Annotated in this window: 16 protein-coding genes; 14 read left to right on the top strand and 2 right to left on the bottom strand. The window is 32.4% G+C overall.

Annotated features, from left to right (window positions below):
- Positions 1-103: 103 nt before the first annotated feature.
- Positions 104-223, bottom strand: a complete 120-nt coding sequence (gene yhfH / locus COI44_RS09855; RefSeq protein WP_407920504.1) for a protein YhfH — start codon at positions 221-223, stop codon at positions 104-106.
- 192 nt (positions 224-415) lie between these two features.
- Here yhfH and COI44_RS09850 point away from each other — a divergent pair, with 192 nt between their 5' ends.
- From COI44_RS09850 to addA, 14 genes are all read left to right on the top strand, one after another.
- The gene (locus COI44_RS09850) at positions 416-1,150 is read left to right on the top strand and encodes an MBL fold metallo-hydrolase (RefSeq protein ID WP_098427765.1); all 735 of its coding nucleotides are present in this window, start codon (positions 416-418) and stop codon (positions 1,148-1,150) included.
- Positions 1,151-1,160: 10 nt separating this feature from the next.
- On the top strand, positions 1,161-2,150 hold the full coding sequence (gene lplA, locus COI44_RS09845; RefSeq protein WP_098427764.1) for a lipoate--protein ligase: 990 nt from the start codon (positions 1,161-1,163) through the stop codon (positions 2,148-2,150).
- 148 nt (positions 2,151-2,298) lie between these two features.
- Positions 2,299-3,831, top strand: a complete 1,533-nt coding sequence (locus COI44_RS09840; RefSeq protein ID WP_098427763.1) for a fatty acid--CoA ligase family protein — start codon at positions 2,299-2,301, stop codon at positions 3,829-3,831.
- Between the two features lie 687 nt (positions 3,832-4,518).
- Positions 4,519-5,796 (top strand): M48 family metallopeptidase, encoded by a 1,278-nt coding sequence (locus COI44_RS09835; protein ID WP_098427762.1) that lies wholly within the window; start codon positions 4,519-4,521, stop codon positions 5,794-5,796.
- 439 nt (positions 5,797-6,235) lie between these two features.
- Positions 6,236-6,610: a hypothetical protein gene (locus tag COI44_RS09830; protein WP_098427761.1), complete on the top strand. Its 375-nt coding sequence runs from the start codon at positions 6,236-6,238 to the stop codon at positions 6,608-6,610.
- Between the two features lie 162 nt (positions 6,611-6,772).
- A complete protein-coding gene (gene aceB / locus COI44_RS09825) occupies positions 6,773-8,359 on the top strand; it encodes a malate synthase A (protein WP_098427760.1) in 1,587 nt (528 codons plus the stop codon).
- Between the two features lie 19 nt (positions 8,360-8,378).
- Positions 8,379-9,668: an isocitrate lyase gene (aceA, locus tag COI44_RS09820; RefSeq protein ID WP_098427759.1), complete on the top strand. Its 1,290-nt coding sequence runs from the start codon at positions 8,379-8,381 to the stop codon at positions 9,666-9,668.
- 290 nt (positions 9,669-9,958) lie between these two features.
- Positions 9,959-10,534 (top strand): competence protein ComK, encoded by a 576-nt coding sequence (locus COI44_RS09815; protein ID WP_098427758.1) that lies wholly within the window; start codon positions 9,959-9,961, stop codon positions 10,532-10,534.
- A gap of 565 nt (positions 10,535-11,099) precedes the next feature.
- Positions 11,100-12,443, top strand: coding sequence for an FAD-binding oxidoreductase (locus COI44_RS09805; RefSeq protein ID WP_098427756.1), 1,344 nt, complete (start codon positions 11,100-11,102; stop codon positions 12,441-12,443).
- Positions 12,444-12,767: 324 nt separating this feature from the next.
- Complete coding sequence (locus COI44_RS09800; protein ID WP_098427755.1) at positions 12,768-13,919, top strand: SLC13 family permease; 1,152 nt, start codon at positions 12,768-12,770, stop codon at positions 13,917-13,919.
- Between the two features lie 880 nt (positions 13,920-14,799).
- Positions 14,800-15,441, top strand: a complete 642-nt coding sequence (locus tag COI44_RS09795) for a TVP38/TMEM64 family protein (protein WP_098427754.1) — start codon at positions 14,800-14,802, stop codon at positions 15,439-15,441.
- Between the two features lie 33 nt (positions 15,442-15,474).
- Positions 15,475-16,026, top strand: coding sequence for a signal peptidase I (gene lepB / locus COI44_RS09790; RefSeq protein WP_098427753.1), 552 nt, complete (start codon positions 15,475-15,477; stop codon positions 16,024-16,026).
- A gap of 96 nt (positions 16,027-16,122) precedes the next feature.
- On the top strand, positions 16,123-19,629 hold the full coding sequence (addB, locus tag COI44_RS09785; protein WP_098427752.1) for a helicase-exonuclease AddAB subunit AddB: 3,507 nt from the start codon (positions 16,123-16,125) through the stop codon (positions 19,627-19,629).
- Positions 19,622-23,368: a helicase-exonuclease AddAB subunit AddA gene (addA, locus tag COI44_RS09780; RefSeq protein WP_098427751.1), complete on the top strand. Its 3,747-nt coding sequence runs from the start codon at positions 19,622-19,624 to the stop codon at positions 23,366-23,368. The genes addB and addA overlap by 8 nt, the downstream gene beginning before the upstream one ends.
- Before the next feature lie 35 nt (positions 23,369-23,403).
- Here the strand turns inward: addA and COI44_RS09775 are convergent, their stop codons facing one another.
- Complete coding sequence (locus tag COI44_RS09775) at positions 23,404-23,619, bottom strand: spore germination protein (protein ID WP_098427750.1); 216 nt, start codon at positions 23,617-23,619, stop codon at positions 23,404-23,406.
- Positions 23,620-23,632: the final 13 nt, after the last annotated feature.

The following is a 23,632-nucleotide window of genomic DNA, read 5'->3' as shown; positions in this document are numbered from 1 at the left end:
AAAGTAGATTGATACTTTTAGGTTGCTCTTTTTATTCTGTCTTTGTACTAATAATATGTTTAATAATTTCGTTAAGAAAATTGATGTTCCAAAGAGACTTCAGTTAAAAACTATCTTTTAAGCAATTTGAACAAGTGTTACTGTAGCAATCATGTTGTTCTTCAATCGTTGAATTACAATGTTTACATAATTTCTTTGGTAATAGTTTCAAAAATTCGGACATTTTTACAAGCATGTTACCCTCTCCTTTAGTTAACTTATTAGTATTGTATTACTACAACTTATTTTGTGTCAATCTGTATTAGTACAATTTTTAAAAAATAATCTAAACGCCTATTTTTACTAAACAGTAAGGACAAGCTTATAAATTTAAATTTTCATAGAAATAATAAGTATAAAGGAGTGTGTTTGTTTTATGAAAGTAACCGTTATTGGTTATTGGGGCGGCTATCCAGGTAAAGGTGAAGCAACTTCATGTTATTTATTTAAATCAAAAAATTTTAATCTATTGGTTGATTGTGGTTCTGGTGCATTAGCTTCATTACAATATTACATAGATCCTAATTGCCTAAATGCTGTAATCCTTTCACATTATCATCATGATCATATTGCAGATATAGGAGTGCTACAATACTTCCAACTTGTAAACTCAGGTAAGCTTAAGTTTGCTTTACCTATTTATGGACATAACTTTGATCACGAAAAATTTAATTCATTAACATATAAAGAAGCAACAAAGGGATATGAATATAATCCAAATGAGGCTCTCGATCTAGGTCCATTTACAATACGTTTTCTTAAAACTCTTCATCCGGTTGATTGTTTCGCGATGCGAATTGAAACTGCAAATCATTCGGTTGTATATACAGCGGATTCAAGCTTTACGGAAGAGTTCATACCGTTTTCTTCCAACGCGGATTTACTTATAAGTGACTGTAATATGTATGAACATCAAGATGGAGCTAAAGTGGGGCATATGAGCAGCAAAGATGCTGCAACAATTGCAAATGAGGCGAATGTAAAAGAATTATTATTATCACATCTTCCTCATAGTGAAAATACAAAAGATTTAATAAGTGAAGCCCAAAAGTATTATAATGGACTTGTTCATTTAGCTTATACAGGATTTGAATGGAAATCGAAATTATAGGAGGATACATATGCTTTTTTTAGATAATAGGGGAATAACGGATCCAACATTAAATTTAGCAATGGAAGAATATGCGCTAAAAAATCTAGATCCTGAAAATACATATTTTTTATTTTATATTAATGAACCATCAATCATCATTGGTAAAAATCAAAATACTGCCGAGGAGATTAATGCTTCATATGTAAATGATCATAATATCCATGTAGTTCGTAGATTATCTGGCGGTGGAGCGGTATATCATGATTTAGGAAATCTTAACTTTAGTTTTATTACAAAAGATGATGGTGACAGCTTTCATAATTTTAGAAAGTTTACTGAGCCAGTAATCGAGGCGTTAAAAGAACTCGGTGTGAATGCTGAACTTAGTGGAAGAAATGATATATTAGCAGAAGGCAGAAAAATCTCGGGTAATGCACAATTTTCTACTAAAGGTAGAATGTTTAGCCACGGTACATTATTGTTTGATAGTGATATAGATGAAGTTGTAAATGCATTAAACGTAAAGCTAGAAAAAATTCAATCTAAAGGAATTAAATCAGTCCGAAGTAGAGTTGCAAATATTAAGGAATTTTTAAAAGACGATTTAACAATCCTAGAGTTTAAAGATTTAATTTTACAATCTATTTTTAAAGAACATGGAAGAATAGAACGATATGAATGGACAGATGAGGATATAAAAAATATTAAAGAACTTGCTGAGAGGAGGTACCGAAATTGGGATTGGAATTTTGGAAAATCTCCTAAATGCAATATTCAACAAAGTAAAAGATTCTCTGCTGGTTCAATTGATCTTCGTTTAGATGTAAACAAAGGAATCATTGAGAATGTTAAAATTTATGGTGACTTCTTTGGGGTAGGGGATGTATCTGATATAGAACAGCTTCTGATTGGTAGTAAATTTGATCAACAAGAGATTGAAAATAAGCTAAATGAAATTAATTTTACCCATTATTTTGGTAATGTAACGAAAGAAGAATTTATGAGTTTATTATTTTAAAAAAAGAGTAGGAAACTACTCTTTTTTTGTTTGTTAAAAAAGAAGAAGTCTAAAAAGTGCTAGTTTTCTCACTTGTCAGAATTGTTTTCTAGCAATATAATATATTTAGAATATTTTAAATTTTTATATTTAAAGGGGGTAGTTTTTCTTGAATTTAGTTGAAACACTGTCACAATCAGCTTTGAGGCATCCTGAACATTCTGCTATTATCTTTGAAGGGCAGACATTTTCATACTCAACACTAGAGACTTATATTACAAAATTTGCGAGTGGCCTCTCAAAATTAGGGATTGAAAAAGGAGATAAAGTAGCTCTAGTTGTTGGTAATTCTCCTCATTTTATTATAGCGCTATATGGTGCATTGAAGGTTGGAGCGGCTGTAATACCGGTTAATCCTTTATATGCACCCGATGAATTAGTATACATATTAACAAACGGCGACGCAAAAGCAGTTATCACCTTAGACTTATTTCTTCCACTTGTAGAAAAAGCTTCACCGATTCTTCCTAATATCGATCACTTCATTATTTGTGAAACTAAACAAGAAAATCCTTATGAATTTAAAAACAATAAATTGAAATCGTTTACAAATGTAGTTGGACTTGGAGATATAGATTTCAAAGGACCTGAATTACATGATGATGATTTAGCAGTCATTTTATATACTTCTGGTACCACAGGAAAACCAAAAGGAGCTATGTTAACGCATAAAAACCTTTATTCGAATGCTATGGATGCAGGACACTTCTTAAGCTTTTCAAATACAGAAAAGGTAATTGCAACTTTACCTGCTTTCCATGTATTTTGTTTAACTGTAGCTTTAAACGCACCTTTAATGTATGGAGCTACTGTTATTTTAGTGCCTAAATTTAGCCCAAAAGAAATATTTGATATTATTCGTACATACAAAGCAACCGTATTTGCTGGTGTGCCAACAATGTATAATTTCTTATATCAATTCCCAGAAGGAAAGACAGAAGACTTTGAGTCAATTCGTCTATGCATTTCAGGTGGTTCTTCATTGCCTGTTGCACTTTTAGAGAATTTTGAGAAAAAATTTAAAGTTATTATTTCAGAAGGTTATGGATTATCAGAAGCTTCACCTGTTACGACGTTTAATCCATTAGACCGTCCGAGAAAAGCAGGATCTATTGGGACAAATATTAGCAATGTAGAAAATAAAGTTGTAAATGCTCTTGGTGAAGAAGCAGCAGTTGGTGAAGTAGGTGAATTAATCGTCCGCGGACCAAATATAATGAAAGGCTATTATAATATGCCAGAAGAAACAGCAATGACGATACGTGATGGCTGGTTATATACTGGTGACCTAGCAAGAATTGACGAAGATGGTTATTTCTATATAGTCGATCGGAAAAAAGAATTGATTCTTGTTGGCGGCTATAATGTATACCCTCGTGAGGTAGAAGAGGTAATTTATAATCATCCAGACGTTGTTGAATGTGCGGTGATTGGATTACCAGACGATAATTTTGGAGAAAGTGTAAAAGCCTATGTTGTTTCAAAAAATCCTTCATTAAGTGTGGAGACTTTGACAGAATATTGCAAGGCGCACTTAGCGAAATATAAAGTACCAAGATCAATAGAGTTCATTCCGGAGTTACCAAAAAATGCAACTGGAAAAATACTTAGAAGAGCGTTGAAAGATTCAGTTAGACTATAAATCGTGGTAATAGAGGAGAGGGGATCTCTCCTTTTTTATTTTGGATATAAAAACTGAAAGTGTAGTTAAAGTCTGATCTGCAAAGAAGTCCTTGAGCACTGCAAATAAGAGACACAACTGTGCAAATAAACGAGGACAAGCTACAATTAAAGGCAAACTGCAAATAAAAATAGTAAATCTGCAATTAAAAATATTAAAACTGCAATTAAAAATATTAAAACTGCAAATAAAAATAACAAATCTGCAAATAAGATGTATGATTACCCATACCAGTTAAGGTATTGCACACTAAAAAATGGACAGTAGTTGGTCCTTTCAAATGGAAAACATGCAAAACTATTCTAATTCTTTCAAATTTAAATAAAAAAATGATTCTAGTCTGCTAATTATCTATAAAATAAAGTTGAATTTATACTAGAAATGAAAAATAACCTCCGATATACCCATCTCACATTTTAATTTCTCTCCATTAAAATAGATTACTAATTCCTGGTATTTATAAAAACTGTTTAAGATCTTCCCCATTTTATTCTAAAAGTGTTGGACGGAATTTTTTACGTTTGATAAAGGTTGTATCTTTATTTTCCTAAAAATCTCTTTAAAATAGAAAAAAGTAAATAAAAATATAACAGGTTGAAGTTCTAAAAAATTGGACAAAGTTGATAATATAGAATGGGGGGAGATTTTATGAAAAAAGCAACTAAATCTAAATTAACGAAATTCATTTGTCTAGGCTATCTCGTTTATATCATTTTAGTCCTGTTATATTTTTATGTTTTTACGACTTCTGACCTACCTTCAAAATATAAAGGAACATTTGTTGATCCACATACATTCATGAATCATAAGGAAGCTAATCTAAGTTCTAGCTATAGCACTTTAAAAAATGTTCTTTACTTTATTACCTTACCAATTGATTGGATTGTATTATCACTTTTATTATTAAGTGGCTCAATTGAAAGATTAGGTGACTCATTATCTAAGTTGACTAGATTTAAGTTTATACAAGTCTTTTTATATTTCTTCTTTGTCTCGGTCGCTACATATATCGTTTCATTTCCATTTGATTTCTATCGATTTAAATTATCGACGAAATACGGATTGTCTGTTCAATCATTTAATGCGTGGATGAAGGATGAAATGATTGGTTTTTGGATAAATTTTGCCATGATGTTTTTTGTGATGTATGTTGTGTATTTATTAATCAAAAAACAACCAAAGAAATGGTGGCTAACTGCATGGCTATTAAGTATTCCTTTTACTATTTTCTTGACATTTATTCAGCCTGTAGTAATAGATCCCTTATATAATGATTTTTACCCATTAAAAGATAAAAATTTAGAAAAGAAAATTATTACCCTTGCTAAAGAAGCAAATATTCCAGCACATCGAGTATATGAAGTAAATATGTCTACTAAGACAACTACTTATAATGCATATGTTACTGGAATAGGTAAAAACGCTAGGATTGTATTATGGGATACAACTCTTAAAGGGCTGACTGAAGATGAAATTATGTTCATCATGGCTCATGAAATGTCACATTACGTCCATAAAGACATCTATAAATCAATGTTTGGTATGTTAGCAGGTAGTTTAGTCGGTCTGTATATCATACATTTATTAATGAAGTATGTACGATCAAAGAATAGGAGCAGTCATTCAACCGAAAAAATGGCCGTCATCCTAACCTTATTTTTGATCATTAGTGGAATTGTAGGCTTTATTTCTGATCCGATATCAAATGCATTTTCAAGAAGTGCCGAGAAAAGAGCGGATTTATATGCAGTTAAACTAACACATGATCCGGAGGCAGGAATTATAGCGTTTCAAAAGTTATCCAAAAACAGTTTGTCTCAAGTAAATCCACCATTTTTAGTGAAATTATTTAGATATGATCATCCGACAATGTTGGAAAGAATGAAGTATTTAGAGGCAGCTGAAAAAAGAATCAATAATAAATAGAGTAAATTCTTTGTTGAATGTTTAGCTTGTAGATTGATTGGCTTTGTACCAATATCTACAAGCTTTTTTTTGTATTATGGAAACGCCATTTAAATGTCTTAATTGTACATAGGATCAACAACTTTAAATGTGTCATATTATCAAAAGTTATAAAATCTGTTGAAAGTTTCACATTTATTCTATTGAGTTTAATTAGCTTCGGTAGTTAAATTTAGAAAAAATAACTTTTTATTCAAAAAAAATGAGGAACGAAAATTAAATCTAATTCTCTATAACAACTTTTACTGAGGTGATCTTATTGAAGGAAGAATACTTTTTATATGTATACTAATTATTTCGTGTGTTCCTTTTAGTATACTTTTACTAAACTTTATTAAAGACAATGGAGCACAAATTGAAGATTTTCACTTAGGTTGTAATTAACGCAGAATCTCAGAAAATGGAAAAATATGAGGGACCTCTCGATCTAAATAAAATAATTGGGGTATCAGTGGACTACCAAGATACGCAATTAGGGAAAGTTAACAAGAATATAAGAGAATTAGTAATAAATAATGATAAAAATCAAGTACTGTTCCAAAAAATATGGACAGAAGAACAAGATACATCTGGAACTAGTTTCTCGTTAGATCGGACTAGACTTTACAAAGGTCAATTCAAAGTTGAACTTTATAAAAATGATAAAGTAATTAAGAAAAAAAATATAATTTTAAGTAATTCTAAAGGTAAGTTTTATAAAGAAAATGCTGATTTTCGTATTTTACTGTTCCTCCATTTGCAAAAGATGGATACTGGTCTAAAAACATCCGTATAGGGTGTTTTTTATTTAATTGAAATAAACCTCCACACTTTAAAAAGTAAAACTGTCGAAAATTCTTTCGGAAATATTTTCAGAATTTAATATCAAATCTGAATATACTGTTATATAATAACATAAGTAAACGATATCTGTTATATAACTGAATGGAGGGATCATATGACAACTGAGCTTTCAAAAATCAAAGTTCTAGGTAATCATGTAGAAGGTTCAACTGACATTCTTACGACCGAAGCATTAAGTTTTTTAGAGCAATTACATCTGAAATTTGATCAGCGTAGACAACAGCTGTTATTAAACAGAAAAGAAAGAATGTGTTTTTTACAGAATGGTGGAAAGCTCCAATTTTTAGAGGAAACAAAACACATTCGTGAAAGTGAATGGACAATAGCACCTATTCCAGAGGATTTACAAGATCGAAGAGTAGAGATAACAGGACCAGTTGATCGAAAAATGATTATCAATGCATTGAATTCTGATGCGTTTGTTTTCATGGCTGATTTTGAAGATGCTACTTCTCCAACATGGGAAAATATCATTTCGGGTCAGGTTAATTTAAAAGATGCTGTGAACCGAACAATTTCACTTCATTCAAATGGAAAAACATATAAGTTAAAAGAGAAGCCAGCTGTACTATTAGTTCGACCAAGGGGCTGGCATTTAGAAGAAAAACATATCACTGTAAATGGTGAAAATATGTCAGGTAGCTTAGTAGATTTTGGACTTTATTTCTTTCATAATGCAAAACAAGCAATAAAAAATGGCTCAGGACCTTATTTTTATTTACCAAAAATGGAAAGTTATTTGGAAGCAAGATTATGGAATGATGTTTTTTTATTTGCTCAAAATGAATTGAATATACCGGTTGGAACGATTAAAGCAACTGTATTAATCGAAACAATTGCTGCTTCATTTGAAATGGATGAAATACTTTATGAATTAAAGGATCATTCTGCAGGATTTAATTGCGGCAGATGGGATTATATTTTTAGTTTTATAAAAATGATGCGATACGACAAATCAATTATTTTACCTGATCGATCTGTTGTGACGATGGAAGTACCTTTTATGCGTTCATATTCTCAAAAAGTTATTCAAACTTGTCATCGTCGAAATGCTCCGGCAATTGGAGGAATGGCAGCTCAAATTCCAATTAAAGATGATAAAGAGCGAAATGAAGTTGCGTTTGAAAAGGTAAGAAAAGATAAAGAGCGTGAAGCAAAGGATGGACACGATGGAACTTGGGTAGCTCATCCTGGTTTAGTAGCTGTTGCTCTTGAACAGTTTAATCGATTTATGCCTACACCAAACCAGATTCATAGAAAACGTGAGGATGTTAATGTAACTGAGGCGGACCTTTTAGAGATTCCTAGTGGTGTTATTACTGAACAAGGTCTCAGAACAAATATAACAGTTGCGATTCAATATATTGAAGCATGGATAAGTGGTCGAGGTGCGGTGCCGCTATACAATTTAATGGAAGATGCTGCGACTGCTGAAATTTCGCGCGCGCAAATTTGGCAATGGGTGCGTCATGAAAAAGGTGTTTTAGAGGATGGTACAAACATTACTTTACAATTAGTGGATTCATTAAAAAATGAAGAAATGATGAAGCTTCAACTAGAAATTGGGAAAGAACTGTTTGAAGCAAAACGATTTAATGAAGCAGTTGGATTATTTGATGAGTTAATTAGCAACGATGAATTTGCTGACTTTCTGACTTTAAAAGGATATAACTTTTTATAAAAACTAGGAGGAATTGAATATGACGAAAAATCGTGAAAAGCGTATTGCTGAATTACAAGAAAGCTGGGAGCTTGATTCTAGATGGAATGGCATTACTAGAACATATACTGCTGAAGATGTAATTAAATTAAGAGGATCAATCGATATTGAACAAACATTGGCAAAAAAAGGCGCGGAAAAATTATGGAAGCTTTTAAATGAAGAAAACTATGTTAATGCACTAGGAGCATTAACTGGAAATCAAGCAATTCAACAAGTAAAAGCAGGTTTGAAGGCTATTTATTTAAGTGGTTGGCAAGTAGCTGCTGATGCGAATCTTTCTGGACAAATGTACCCAGATCAAAGCTTATATCCGGCAAATTCTGTACCAGCAGTTGTAAAACGAATTAATCAGGCTTTCCAACGCGCAGATCAAATTCAATATGTTGAAGGTGGAGAAGAAATCGACTACTTCGCACCGATTATGGCAGATGCAGAGGCTGGCTTCGGTGGACAATTAAATGTATTTGAACTAATGAAAAGTATGATCGAAGCAGGAGCGGCAGGTGTACATTTTGAAGATCAATTGTCTTCGGAGAAAAAATGTGGCCATTTAGGTGGGAAAGTATTATTACCAACACAAACGGCGGTTCGTAACTTAATCTCTGCTCGTTTAGCAGCGGATGTAATGGGAGTTCCTACTCTTATTGTTGCACGAACTGATGCAGATGCAGCAGATTTAATTACTAGTGATATTGATCCAGTCGACAAACAATTTATTACAGGTGAAAGAACACCTGAAGGTTTTTATCGTACGAAAGCGGGGTTAGATCAAGCAATTGCTCGTGGTCTTGCTTATGCACCGTATGCAGACTTAGTTTGGTGTGAGACATCAGAGCCAAACCTAGAAGATGCAAAACGTTTTGCAGATGCTATTCATGCTAAATTCCCAGGTAAATTACTAGCTTATAACTGCTCACCTTCATTTAACTGGAAGAAGAAACTAGATGACGAAACAATCGAGACATTCCAACAACAAATTGCAGCAATGGGTTATAAATTCCAATTCGTTACCCTTGCTGGTTTCCATTCATTAAACTTTGGAATGTTTGAATTAGCTAGAAATTACAAAGATCGTGGAATGGGAGCATATTCAGAACTTCAACAAGCCGAATTTGCAAGTGAACAATATGGTTATACTGCAACAAGACATCAACGCGAAGTTGGAACAGGATATTTTGATCAAGTAGCTCAAATAATTACTGGAGGAACTTCTTCAACAACAGCTCTTAAAGGCTCTACTGAAGAACAGCAATTTTCATCTAACTAATTAGTAAAAAACCACTTTTTTCAATTGTGAGAAAGGTGGTTTTTCTATTGGCTATTATCCTAAAATTTAGTAAACAGTGACACTTTTGTTAAAGTATTTAAAAAATGATTTTACAAATAAAGATTTGTGATATTATTTCTCTAACATCAATGTAGCTACTATACTTCATGTTAAAAATTTTTTATCTGATCTTGTTAAATTTAATTGTTGGCAATCAATTTATTTAAGAGACTGTCTTGAAGCCAACAAAATTTAACATTTCAATTCTAATAACAGAAGGAGTTGTAAGGATGAATCATGTGAAAGGACAAGTTAAAGTATTAAATGAGTACGAGATTAATAAGTCGACAATGGCAATCATTCCAGAATTTACGGTCGATTTAGTTGTAATTTCAAAGGTTTATGAAACAGATGATAGTTTTTATGTTTTAATGAAACCGATTGAAATTATTGAAAGAAGTTGTGCTTACTTTGGGAGTAGTTACCGGGGTAGGCGTGAAGGAACTAAACAAATGATTTCCATCACTCACAAACCACCAATAGCGATCAGCTCAATGAATCAAATTTTCTTTTTCCCCACTTCATCTTCTTTAAAAGTAGAATGTTCTTGGATCTCCTACAATCATGTTGCAAATTTCAGAGGCGGTAAATACAATCGATCAGTTGTTGAATTTTTCAATGGTGTTGAACTTCCATTAGAAATATCTCGTGGTTCATTTGAAAACCAATTATATCGAACTGCACATTTAAGGGCTATTTATGAAGATCGGCTCAACCCTGAGAATACCCAACAAAAAACTTACAAATTAATCCCTGATAACGAAATTACTTCATATATAAAAGGAATATCAATACACGAAAAATAAATGTGAAAGATTAAAATTTTGACTACTTAACATTTAGTAAAGTAGTTTTTTTATGGGCATTATTTGAAAAAATCTATAGAATAAGGGACAAGTAAGGGGTTGTTTACATTTTGAACAAGAGTGCAATAGCAATATTAATTTTAATTGTTCTGATTATAATTGTTATTTCTCTTTACTTTATTGCTAGATACAAAAAACAGGCAATTCTTACTATAAGTAGTTTTTTTAATAATAATCATTTAAATGACAATGAAAATCAAAAGGAAAGTCTGATAGATAGAATAAATGATTTTTTCGATGAAAACGTTTTCTGTGTAATCAACTATTAAAAACATTAATTGCATATAGACGTTTCCCAACAATCAAGAAAGATAATTGAATAAACAACTTTAATTTGATTTTTATGTATAAAAAGGAAATTAGTGAAGTAGTGATTACACCTTCTTTGATATAGAAACAAACAAACATAAATCAAAATATGTTTTCATATTATCATTTATATTTGAAGAATATTTCGTTAAAGAACAATTGAAAACAGAATTTTGAAATGAGGAGTAAATTAACTATGACCAATGATAAAAAAATTGAACTTACAGGACGTATTGTGATACCGGGGGATACTCAATACGATTCAGCCCGTCATGAGTTCAACACCTTTTTTAATAAGTTTCCTTTGGTAATTGTCTTTGCTCAAAATACTCAAGACGTAATAAACGCTATACGCTGGGCAAGAAAAAAGAAAGTACCAATCCGTATGCGATCCGGACGCCATAGTTACGAGGCTTTGTCAGTCGAAAATGCTGGTATTGTTATAGATGTTAGCGAAATGACACAGTTGGATGTGGATCGCAGAAGTGGGATTGTTACGTTGGGAACAGGTTGGAAGAACGTTGCATTAACCGAGACACTTGGATCTGAAGGATTGGTGGTACCAACAGGTATATGTGCTACCCCAGCAATAGCAGGTCTTACTTTGGGCGGTGGACATAGTATTCTGTCCAGAACTTGGGGGCTTACACAAGATCACTTACTCGAGCTTGAAATGGTTGATGCAAATGGAAGTGTAATCCGTGCAAACGCTAACGAACATCCAGATCTGTTTTGGGCATCTCGTGGAGGAGGTGGGGGGAATTTCGGCATCTGTACTTCTTTTCGTTTTCGGACACACCGAATTAAGACAGTCGGATTTGCTGAAATAAACTGGGAGTTGAAGGATCTAAAATCTGTGCTCAGAGTATGGCAGGACTATACACTCCCTGATGCTGACAATAGGCTTACAACTACCCTATTTATGTCTAAAGGAGTGGAACCCAGCCTATTAATGCAAGGGGTCTTTCTTGGTTCATTAAGAGAATTTCGAAGACTGTTGGAACCGTTACTTGGAGCTGGTTATCCGTTGAAAGTAACCATAAAAGAATTGCCTTGGGTTGAAGTTGCACCCCTGGTATATGCACGTAACCCATCGACTCCGATACCTTTCAAGAGTGTAGGTCCCTATGTATATGACCTGTTACCAGAAAAGGCTCTAAATATCATCGAACGTTTCATCAACGAACAGCCTCCTAATACTACTACCTCCGTTTTATTCCATGGATTAAACGGGGCAGTTGCTGATATACCGAATCAGGCTACGGCCTATTTCTTCCGTAAGGCACTATCAAACATGTCATTGTTTGCTACATGGAGCAAACCAGAAGGGGCTGCCACAGGTATTCGCTGGGTCGAGCTTTTTCGTAGGGCGATGCTCCCATATACAAAAGGAGTTTACGTCAATACAATAGACCTCTCAATAAAGAACTGGCGCAGAGAATACTTTGGTAGCAACTTCGATCAATTGACCCGGGTGAAAGCCAAATATGATCCTAAGAATATTTTTCATTTCCCACAAAGTATTCCACCTTCTTCATAGCTAAAGGGGGAGATTAACTAGTTTTATAGTTAAAGCAATGTGTAGATTAATGGGAAATGAATGAAGAAATAGAGGATTTTAGAAAATGCCATTATTAAATAAGAATGAGTATTTATTGTAATTTTATTCAACCAACGCATGCTTTAGTTGAATAAGGGGCAACGACACATACCCATCAAGTCAAAATAAATCATTACCCCTATAACGAAAAATGCCATTTTCCCTGTAATTTAATGGGAAATATGGCATTTTTTAAGTGTATCCAGGTTTTAAATGCAAGAAATAGGGGGGTGTAGTAGAATAGAAAATACTGGAGGGGGATTGATGAAAGAATATATTTATGTGGAAAACGAAAAAAAATTTAAATTGAAATTTGGAATTTTAAAAAAAGACATTGTATTTACCATATCATTCTTGTTAGCAATCGGAAGCTGTTTGTTCCATGCACCAAAACTAGATTATATAAATTTTAAAGTATTAGTCAGTTTATTTAATCTTATGCTGGTAGTTAAGGCTCTGGAAGATCTTAAACTATTGGATAAGTTCGCCATTGCTATACTGAGTAAATGTCATACTAGTAAAAGTGTTTCTGCAATCCTAATTTTATTATGCTTTTTTAGTTCCATGCTTGTAACAAATGATGTGGCATTAATAACATTTGTACCATTAACACTTATAATTAGTAAGATAATACAAGCTTCTATGTTAGATACTATTATACTAGAGACAATTGCGGCTAACATTGGAAGCAGCCTAACTCCAATGGGAAATCCACAAAATCTTTTCATATTTACTTATTACGGTATAAGGCCTATCCAATTTTTCACAACAATTCTTCTATTAGTGGTTCTGGGAATTGTTCTGTTATTCTTTTTTAATCAAAGATTAAAAAGTAAAACATTGGAAATGGAACTTCCATATATTCTTATAAAAAATAAAAAAAAGGCAACAGTATGGGGAATATTATTTGGCATCATATCTGCATCCATACTAGGGGTTTTAAACTACAAACTAGCGTTTATCATCGCATTTGGAACCGCGTGTATACTTGATATAAAATTATTGAAGAAAATTGATTATTTATTGCTTATTACTTTTATATGTTTTTTTATATTTATAGGAAACATATCCGAATTAAAGGTAGTACACACATTTGCCAGCGAAAATCTCAAAAGTCCCACATCAATCTTCTTCAGTTCCATATTTTTAAGCCAACTGATAAGTAATGTACCAGCTGCGATCTTTTTATCAAAATTCTCCGCGAATTGGCAGCCTTTATTAGTAGGTGTGAATTTAGGTGGACTTGGTACGATTGTTGCTTCCCTCGCAAGTGTAATTTCATTTAAACTTTTTATTAAGAGGGATCCACAAAAAAGTAAAATATACCTTATAAGGTTTAGCTTTTATAACTTTTCGATTTTAGCTCTTTTAACTATTGTTTATTATTTTACGATGAAATATCAAAATTTCTTTTAATACAGAGATTTAATTGCTTCTAATGTAGGAGCTATTTTAAACAATGATAGTTGGAATTAATGGAGAGACAAAGGTAAAGCAGAAAATCGATATAGATAAGAATTCCTATAGGCTGTCTAATTTGACAGCCTCTTTTTTATTTCAAAAATCAACATTTTAAATTAACAGAGCCAATAAGAAAAATAATATAATTTAACATAGATTTTGTTTTCATCTATATTTATCTTTAACGTTTTCGTAGTTGATTCTAGGATTGAAGTTTTAATACTTCCTAGGTATAGAGTTGTTTTTGTTTGTTGATTTTTAATATTATTTCTCTATTTTTAGTTTTTTTTTTCTTCAGTATTCGTGGCTTTATTTACAGCTTTACTGCTTTTTATGTAGTGCTTTTTATTTGCAATTTTTGAATCTTCTTCTAAATCTTTTAAGGAATTACTTTTTTAGATGAATTGATTGGAACGAAAGGATGCTCGACTCCTATGGGAGATTGCAGGAAGGGTGAGACCCCGCAGGTACGAGGAGGCTCACCTCTCTCCCCACGAAAAGCGAGTATCCCGTAGTGGAAATCAACAAGACATGACTTATTTAATTGACAATTTCAGTCTGAAAATCAAGTTATTAGGACTTTGTCTATACACGAAACTACTTTTCCATTCAGTGAAGTAGTTTTTTTATTTATTCAAAGATAGTTTATTAGAATTACATTAAGCATCATTAGGAAAAAATTAGTAAGAAAATATTTATAAGATAATCAGTCAAATTATTACAAAAAATACTAGTTAGAATCATTTATTATTATTGAATAAATAGTTATATGTGATAATGTTAACAGTAAGGATATCTATTTAGAAATACGGCTTAAGGAGAGATTCATATTTAAATGAACGTTTTTGACTTAAAGGCTTTTTTTACAGAAGAACATTTTTTACATCTCATTCAACAATACAAAGACTATGGTCCATTAGTTGGAATATCAATCCCTTTTATTGAAGCAATTTGTCCAGTTTTACCTTTGGTCATTTTTGTATTTGCTAATGCAGCAGCATTTGGTCCTTTATTAGGTTTTTTATATTCATGGATTGGTTCTTGCTTAGGTTCCATTTTACTATTCTATGTTGTTAGAAAATTTGGTCAGAAACGATTTTTTTCATTTGTAAGTAAGCATAAGAAAGTAGAATCATCAATAGGGTGGATTGAAAAAAGGGGATTTGGTCCAATTTTTATTATGTTTGCATTTCCGTTTTCACCATCTTTTTTAATAAATATAGTAGCCGGTTTGTCACGTATTAAAATATCGCAATTTCTAATTGCATTAGTACTTGGAAAGTTTACTATGATTGCGATGATTAGTTATTTAGGGAAAGATTTAACTTCAGTGTTTCAAAAACCGATTAAAGCATTGTACATAGGAATTTTTATATTCGTATTATGGATAGTTGGAAAAGTGATTGAGAAACGTATGGACATCAAAGGAAAAACAACAGAGAAAAGGAGTGCGCCTCGATCATCTGATGAGCAATAAAGCATTATTACTCAAAAGGGAGAGAGCAACTTTATGCTAAGAAAAGAAGTATTTGACTGGGGAAAAGCGATCATTATTGGGATTGCAATTGCTTTTATTGTAAGAACGTTCTTATTTTCTACATATGTAGTTGATGGAGAATCTATGATGCCAACCTTAAAGGATGGAAACTTACTAGTTATAAATAAATTTGGATATGAAATTGGTGATATTAACAGATTTGACGTAATTGTATTTCATGCAAATAAGCAAGAAGATTATGTTAAACGTGTGATTGGATTACCTGGTGATTCAATTGAATATAAAAATGATCAGCTTTATGTAAATAATAAAAAATGGAATGAACCATATTTAAATGATTACAAGAGTTCTTTAAAAGGAACAGCTTTTACACCTGATTTTAATTTAAATGAAGTTACAGGTAAAACGAAAGTTCCACCAGGCTATGTTTTTGTTGAAGGGGACAATCGACCAAAAAGTTATGACAGTCGTTTGTTTGGATTTGTAAAAATTGATAAAATTGTAGGGAAGGTCGACCTACTTTATTGGCCACTTTCAAGTTTGAATACGAATTTTAACAAATAAGCTCCTTATGGGGGCTTTTCTTATTAGGTAGACATTTAAACACACTTTTTTACTAAACAACAACCATTATTCTAATACATTAAGGAGGGGATTTTTATGTCGTTTCAATTTATATTAGGACGTGCAGGAAGTGGAAAAACGCATCACATTTTAAAAGAAATAACAAATAGATTAAAGAATGAAACAAAAAATATCATCTTTATTGTACCTGACCAAATGACCTTTCAGATGGAATATGAATTAGTTAAAAGGCAGGAAAAGAAGGCAATTATTAATTCCCAAGTTTTTAGTTTTACTCGATTAGCTTGGAAGGTTTTACAAGAAACAGGAGGAATCAGTCGGATTCATATTGGTGAAATTGGAATTTCTATGATTCTTCGAAAGATTATTGAAGAAAAGAAAGAAGAACTGAACGTTTTTCATCACGTTGCTGATCGACAAGGATTTTATAAGGAACTAACGGGTCTTATTGCTGAGTTTAAAGGTTTTCAAGTTTCTTCAGATGAATTATCTTCCGTTATTTTACAAATGGAGCAAGATTCATCAAAGGATCATCTCTTTATTCAACAAAAGATAAATGATATTCAAATAGTGTTTGAGGCTTTTAATACATATATGAAAGATAAGTATCTTGATTCAGAAGACTATTTAAATTTGTTGATTCAAGAATTACCTAAAAGTGATTATATAAAAGACAGTATTATTTATATAGATGGATATTATGACTTGGCACCTCAAGAGCGAAATGTAGTTGAGGAGCTAATGAGATATTGTAGTGAGGTAAATTTCTCTCTAACAATCGACCGGCCGTATGATGATTTTTTACCACATGAATTAAATTTATTTTATAAACCAGCGCTTCTATATCAACAAATTAAAGAGATTGCTTTAAATACAAAGCAAACAATAGAGCAACCTGTTATTTGTCATTATAACTTTAGAAATCAATCGAATGATTTGAAGTATTTCGAAACGAATTTTGATAATAGACCAGTTAAGCCTTCGTTTGAATCAGATGGAATTAAGATTATGTCGGCATCTAATCGTCGAGCCGAAGTAAATGGGATTGCGAAAGATATTATTAATAAGGTACGAGATCAAGGATATCGTTATCGTGATATAGCCATTTTCTTAAGAAATGGAGATTCTTATTCACACTTGATCTCAACTATTTTTCATGCGTACGAAATACCCATTTTCATAGAAGAAAAGCGTTCAATGCTAACGCATCCATTATTTACGTTTTTACAAGCTACTTTTGATATCATTCAAAAAAATTGGCGATATGAATCAGTTTTCAATGCGTATAAAACGGAATTGGTTTATCCATTCGAAAGTAATCGTGATAAGAATCGTGAACAGCTCGAGTTATTTGAGAATTATTGCATAGCGTATGGTAAGCAAGGAAAAAGGTGGACGATCGAAGAGCCATGGAAGTATCGAAAGTATCGCTCAACTGAAGGTATTGATAGAGGGATAACAAATGAAGAGTTAGAATTCGAGGCATTAATCAATTCAGTAAGAGATTTATTAGTAAAGCCAATTCTGACATTTCAAAGCAATCTAAAGCAAGCAAAAAATGCGAGAGAAATGTGTGTAGCATTGTATGAATTTGTTGAATCACTAGATATTTCAAGGAAGCTTCAACGTTTAAAGGATGATGCTGAAAATCGATCAAATTTAATTGAAAGTAAGGATCATGAGCAAGTTTGGAAAGGGTTTATTCAACTTTTAGATGAATGCGTTGAATTAATTGGAGAAGAAAAACTGTCACGTAAAACATTTTTTGAGATTCTTCAAACTGGTTTTCAATCACTTGAATTTGCGAATGTTCCTGCATCATTAGATCAAGTAAACATAGCTAATTTTGATCATTCAAGATTACAAAATGTAAAGTGTGCTTATATCATTGGTGTAAATGAAGGGGTTATTCCAAGGAAGGCTAATGAAGACGGATTATTAGGCGATACTGCCCGAGAGTTTTTACAATCATTTGGTGTAGAAGTAGCACCAACAAGTAAGCACCAATTATTTGTAGAAAATTTTAATATCTATACTGGAATTAATCGAGCAAGTCATGAGTTAATCATTAGTTATCCGTTAGCAAGTGATGATGGGAAAAGTCTTGCCCCATCAAGTCTCATTCAAAGGATAAAATCGATTTTTCCAAATATACATCAACGATTTGAAAGTGGAGACCTAACATTTAGTTCCGTAGAAGAACAGTTAACAGCTATTACAAATTATGGTACAGCGTTTACGAATTTAGTATCTCAGCTTCAAGTTTGGTCGACTAGGGAAACTGAAACGAATATGGATTTATGGTGGACGCTTTATAATGTCTTACGAGAAAATTCTGATTCAAAAGATAAACTGTATAAAGTAATAAGTAGTGTAATGTATAACAATGTCGCGAAAGATCTTGGAGAAGATTTAAGTACAGAATTATATGGGGAAGAATTGAGTGGATCGGTATCACGTATCGAGCTTTTCCATCAATGCGCATATGCCCATTTTGCACGTTACGGTTTAAAACTACAAGAACGTGAAATTTATAAGTTTGAATCATTTGATATGGGGCAATTATTCCATAGTGCTTTAACAATTATTGGAGAGAATCTTTTACAGACCGGGAAAAGCTGGAGTAGTTTAACGAATTCAGAATGTGATGAATTAGCAGCAAAAGTAGTAGATGAAATCTCTCCAAAGTTTCAACGTGAGATTTTGTTAAGTACGAATCGATATATGTTTTTAAAGAAAAAAATGAAGGATGTTATTGCTAAAGTATCCTCAATTTTAAGTCAACAAGAGCATGCAGGTAAATTCGTTCCTGTTGCTTTAGAAGTACCATTTGGTATGGGTAAACCGTTAAATTCTTATGAACTTCCGATTGATGGGAAGAGAAGAATGGTATTAAATGGCCGTATTGACCGAATTGATAAAGCAACAAGTGAAAAAGGCGATTACTTACGAATTTTGGATTATAAATCAACGAAAAAGGAATTAAAATTATCAGATGTTTACTACGGACTTGCTTTACAGTTACTAACATATTTAGATATAGCTGTAGCAAATTCAACAACATTACTTGGAAAACACGCGGACCCTGCTGGTATTCTTTATTTCCATGTTCAAAATCCGATTGTTAAAGTTAAAAATAATATCGAACTCGATGAAATTCAGGATGAGATCTTTAAAAAGTTTAAAATGAATGGATTACTTTTAGAAGATCGTGAAAGCAATACGTTAATGGATGAAGCATTAATTCAAGACGGAAGCTCTTCAAAAATTGTACCGATTAGGCTTAAAAAAACCGGAGAGTACATGGCAAAATATTCAAAAACGGTAAAGCCTGAACAATACCCAATGATGACGAATTATATAAAGCAAAAATTTACTGAAGCTGGTCAGCAAATATACAAAGGTTTTGTAGAAGCAAATCCATATCAGCAAAAGGATAAAATACCATGTACATATTGCTCATACCAATCAGTATGTCAATTTGATGCGAATGTAAAAGGAAATGAATATCGTGTTCTACCTCCTTTAGAAGATAGCGAAGCATTACAAAAAATGATCGAGGTGGTGAATAAAGATGAGTAAAGAAGAAAATAACGCAAGTAAAACAACATGGACAGTCGACCAGCAAAAAGCGATTGATTTCGAAGGGTCAGATATTCTTGTAGCAGCTGCTGCTGGTTCTGGAAAGACGGCTGTTCTTGTTGAACGAATTATTCAAAAAATCATTCGTGATGAAAATCCAATAAATGTTGATGAATTACTTGTTGTTACTTTTACAAAAGCAAGTGCCCAGGAAATGAAAGAAAGAATCGGGATTGCATTAGAGAAACAACTTGTAAATAATCCTGAATCTGATCATTTAAGGAAACAAGCTTCTTTGTTAAATAAAGCTTCAATCTCAACTATTCACTCTTTTTGTACTGAAGTCATTCGATCAAATTACTATATGGTAGAATTAGATCCAAACTTCCGTACTGCAGAAGAAATTGAGATTCAATTACTGATGGATGAAGTGTTAGAAGAATTGATGGAGTCAGAATACAGTGATGAATCTAATGTAGTCTTCTTTGATTTAGTTGATCGATATACTAGTGATCGAGATGATAATGATTTACCAAAATTAATATTAAAACTATATCGTCATGCAATTTCTAACCCAAACCCAAGTGAGTTTTTAAATGCATTCATTCATCAATATAATGTAGTCGGTAAACCTGTTGATGAGATCCCTTTTATTCAAGAGCTTAAGAAATTTATTCAAGATGATATGTTTGCTTGTATAAACACTTATAAACAAGCATTGGAAATAATAGAAAGTCCTGATGGACCAATCAAGTATGCTGAAGTGTTTAAAGAGGAGTATGGTAATTTAGAATGTTTATTCCATGCTTCAGAAAAATCATGGGAAGAAATACATGTTGGTCTACAAAAAATAGTATTTAATCGATTGCCCACTATTAAAAAGACAGAGGGAGATCAACAGAAAAAGGAATTAGTAGCGCATTTCCGAAAAGATGTTAAAAAGAAGATTGATGATATAAGAGATAAGTATTTTAGTCGAAGTATTGACATTCAATTAAAACAAATAAGTGAATTAAAGCCTTTAGTTGAAAAGTTACTTGAACTTGTTAATCGTTTCATCGTGTTATTTAAAGAAGCAAAATTAGAAAATGGAATTTTAGATTTCAATGATTTAGAACACTATGCACTTGAAATTTTAAAGCAAAAAGACGAAAAAGATTTATTAGTACCTTCATCAGTTGCAAGAGTTTATCAAGAAAAGTTTAACGAAGTGTTAGTTGATGAATACCAAGATACGAACTATGTACAAGAATCGATTTTAAGGTTAATCACAAAAGGTACAGGAGCTTCTGGTAATCTTTTTATGGTTGGAGATGTTAAGCAGTCAATCTATCGCTTTCGATTAGCAGAACCACAGCTATTTATAAATAAATACAATTTATATGAAAAAGAGAAAAATGAAAGAACTGGCTTGAGAATCGATTTATCTAAGAACTTTAGAAGTAGAGCGGAAGTATTAGATGCAACCAATTTTATTTTTCAACAAATTATGGGAAGAGAAATTGGTGGAATTGAGTATGATGAAGATGCGATGTTAAAGCTAGGTGCGAGCTATCCTGAATACTCAGATTGCGCTGCTGAATTAATCTTATTAACGAATTCGGATGAAGAAGAAAATGAGCCTGAGTACAGTGAACAAGAAGATGATGATCTTGTTGAAGAAAAGCTTGAACAAATTGAGGCAAGGTATGTAGCAAGAAGGATAAAGGATTTAGTTGAAAGTGGATATTTAGTAACGGAAAAGACTGGAGAAATGAGACCAGTAAAATATAATGATATTGCTATTTTAGGCCGTTCACTATCGAATGCAGATTTGTATATAGAAGAATGCAAAGCGCTAGGTATACCGCTTTATGCAGAGAAATCAAAGGACTTATTTCAAACAATTGAAGTGGCTGTCTTTTTAAATTTATTAAAGCTAATCGATAACACCATTCAAGATATTCCACTTGCATCTGTCCTACGTTCTCCAATTGTAGGGCTTTCGGAACCGGAATTAACGATGATTAGACTTAATCATAAAAATGGATCGTTTTACGATGCATGTCAAGATTATCTAAATAATTATGAAAACCGTCATAAACAGCTTTCGATTAAATTAGTAAATTTCTTTTCACAAATAAAGGAATGGAAACGACTCGTTAAAAGGGAGACACTTTCAATCTTTATTTGGAAGGTATTAAAGGAATCTACATACTATGACTTTGTTGGAGGGTTACCAGGTGGTAAACAAAGGCAAGCAAATTTAATTACGATATTTGATCGTGCAAAAGCATTAGAAGAATCAAATTATAGAAGTCTATTTCAGTTTTTAAGATTTTTAGATCGTATGCAAGAAAGAGATGAAAAGCTAGATGAAGTTCGTATTTTAAGTGATCAAGAAAATGTCGTCCAAATGATGACAATCCATAAAAGTAAGGGATTAGAGTTTCCTGTTGTGTTTGTCGTGAATACATCTAAGCAATTTAATATGCAGGATTTAAGAGCAAAATTCATTTTACAAAAGGAATTAGGTTTAGGTATGAATTTTGTACATCCTGCGTATCGTACGACTAATACAACTCTTTTGAAGGAAACAATCAAGCGCAAGGAACATGAAGAGTTAATTTCCGAGGAGTTACGAATTCTTTATGTTGCATTAACTCGTGCAAGAGAAAAGATTATTTTAGTAGGTAAAGTAAAAGATGCACAAAAAATGATTGAAAGTTGGAAGGAAGTTGAAAACCATAAAGAATGGCTACTGCCATTAAACATTATTAGTGGTGCTAAAAGTTATCTTGATTGGATTGGTCCTTCGATCATTCGGCACGATTCTAGTAATGCAATTAGACTCGAAGATGATTTGTGGCATACAGAAAATGAAATTCAGTTTTACCCATGTCGCTGGAATTATTTAATTGTAGATGCTTCTACAATTCAATCATTGGAAGCTGAGGAAGTAGAAAATAATAAAGTCGAAGTATTTCAAGCTTTCCAGTCAAAAGAACCGATTCAAATTAACAATGATGAGCTTCATGAAAAACTAGAGAATCAATTAAACTGGCAATATCAACATAGACAATCAACTCTATATCGACCAAAACAATCTGTTACAGAATTAAAAAGAAAAATGCAAGAGGAAGACCCGTATAATCAAAGTTTTACAGCGACTAAAACAAAAGATTTTCCACTCGAAAGACCGAAGTTTATGTCAGAACAAAAAATGAACCCAGCTGAAAAAGGAACTGCTACCCATGCTGTTATGCAAAATCTAAATTATCAATTTGTTTCATCTCATGAAGACATCATTGATCAGATAGATAGTATGGTTTTAAAAGAATTAATTACCCAAGAGCAAGGGAAAGCAGTAAATAGCTTGGAGATTTTTGAATTCTGTCAATCACAACTTGGTCAAATAGTGGCAAACTCAAATCAAAATCTGCGCGAAGTACCATTTAGTTATGGTGTTTCAACAAATGAAATTTATAAAGATTGGGAAGATGAAGATGAAGAGGAAGTTGTATTAATCCAAGGGATCATTGATTTACTTTTAATTGATGGTGACGAGGTTATATTAATTGATTATAAAACCGATCGAACTGGAGCATTTGCAACAAGCGATGCCTTGAAGCAAGAAGCAATTAGAAGATATGGTGTTCAACTCGATCTTTATTCAAAGGCAATTGAAGCGGGTATGGATAAACTAGTTAAAGCTAAATATCTTTACTTTTTCGATGGTGGTCATATTGTAGAATTATAGAAAAAAGCGATGCATCAGCATCGCTTTTTTGCGTATTATAGAGTCGCTACTTCATTTTGATCTACTAAATCAGCATCTAAAGTATTAGTTGCACTTGCACCGCTTATTGTTGCGGGTAGAAACCCAGTATTACCTGAACCTGAGCCGAAATATGATTTTGTTTGTGTTTTTGGTGAGATATTATTCAAATCTCCTGTATTTATATTTCCTTCATTGCTTGTGATGACAATTGCACCAAGAAATGTTGGCATGAAATAACCTCCT

It is taken from the genome of Bacillus sp. AFS088145, assembly GCF_002564465.1.
GTDB lineage: Bacteria > Bacillota > Bacilli > Bacillales > Bacillaceae_G > Gottfriedia.
Note: the sequence above shows the minus strand (reverse complement) of the source record. Positions and strands in the feature narration are given on the sequence as shown.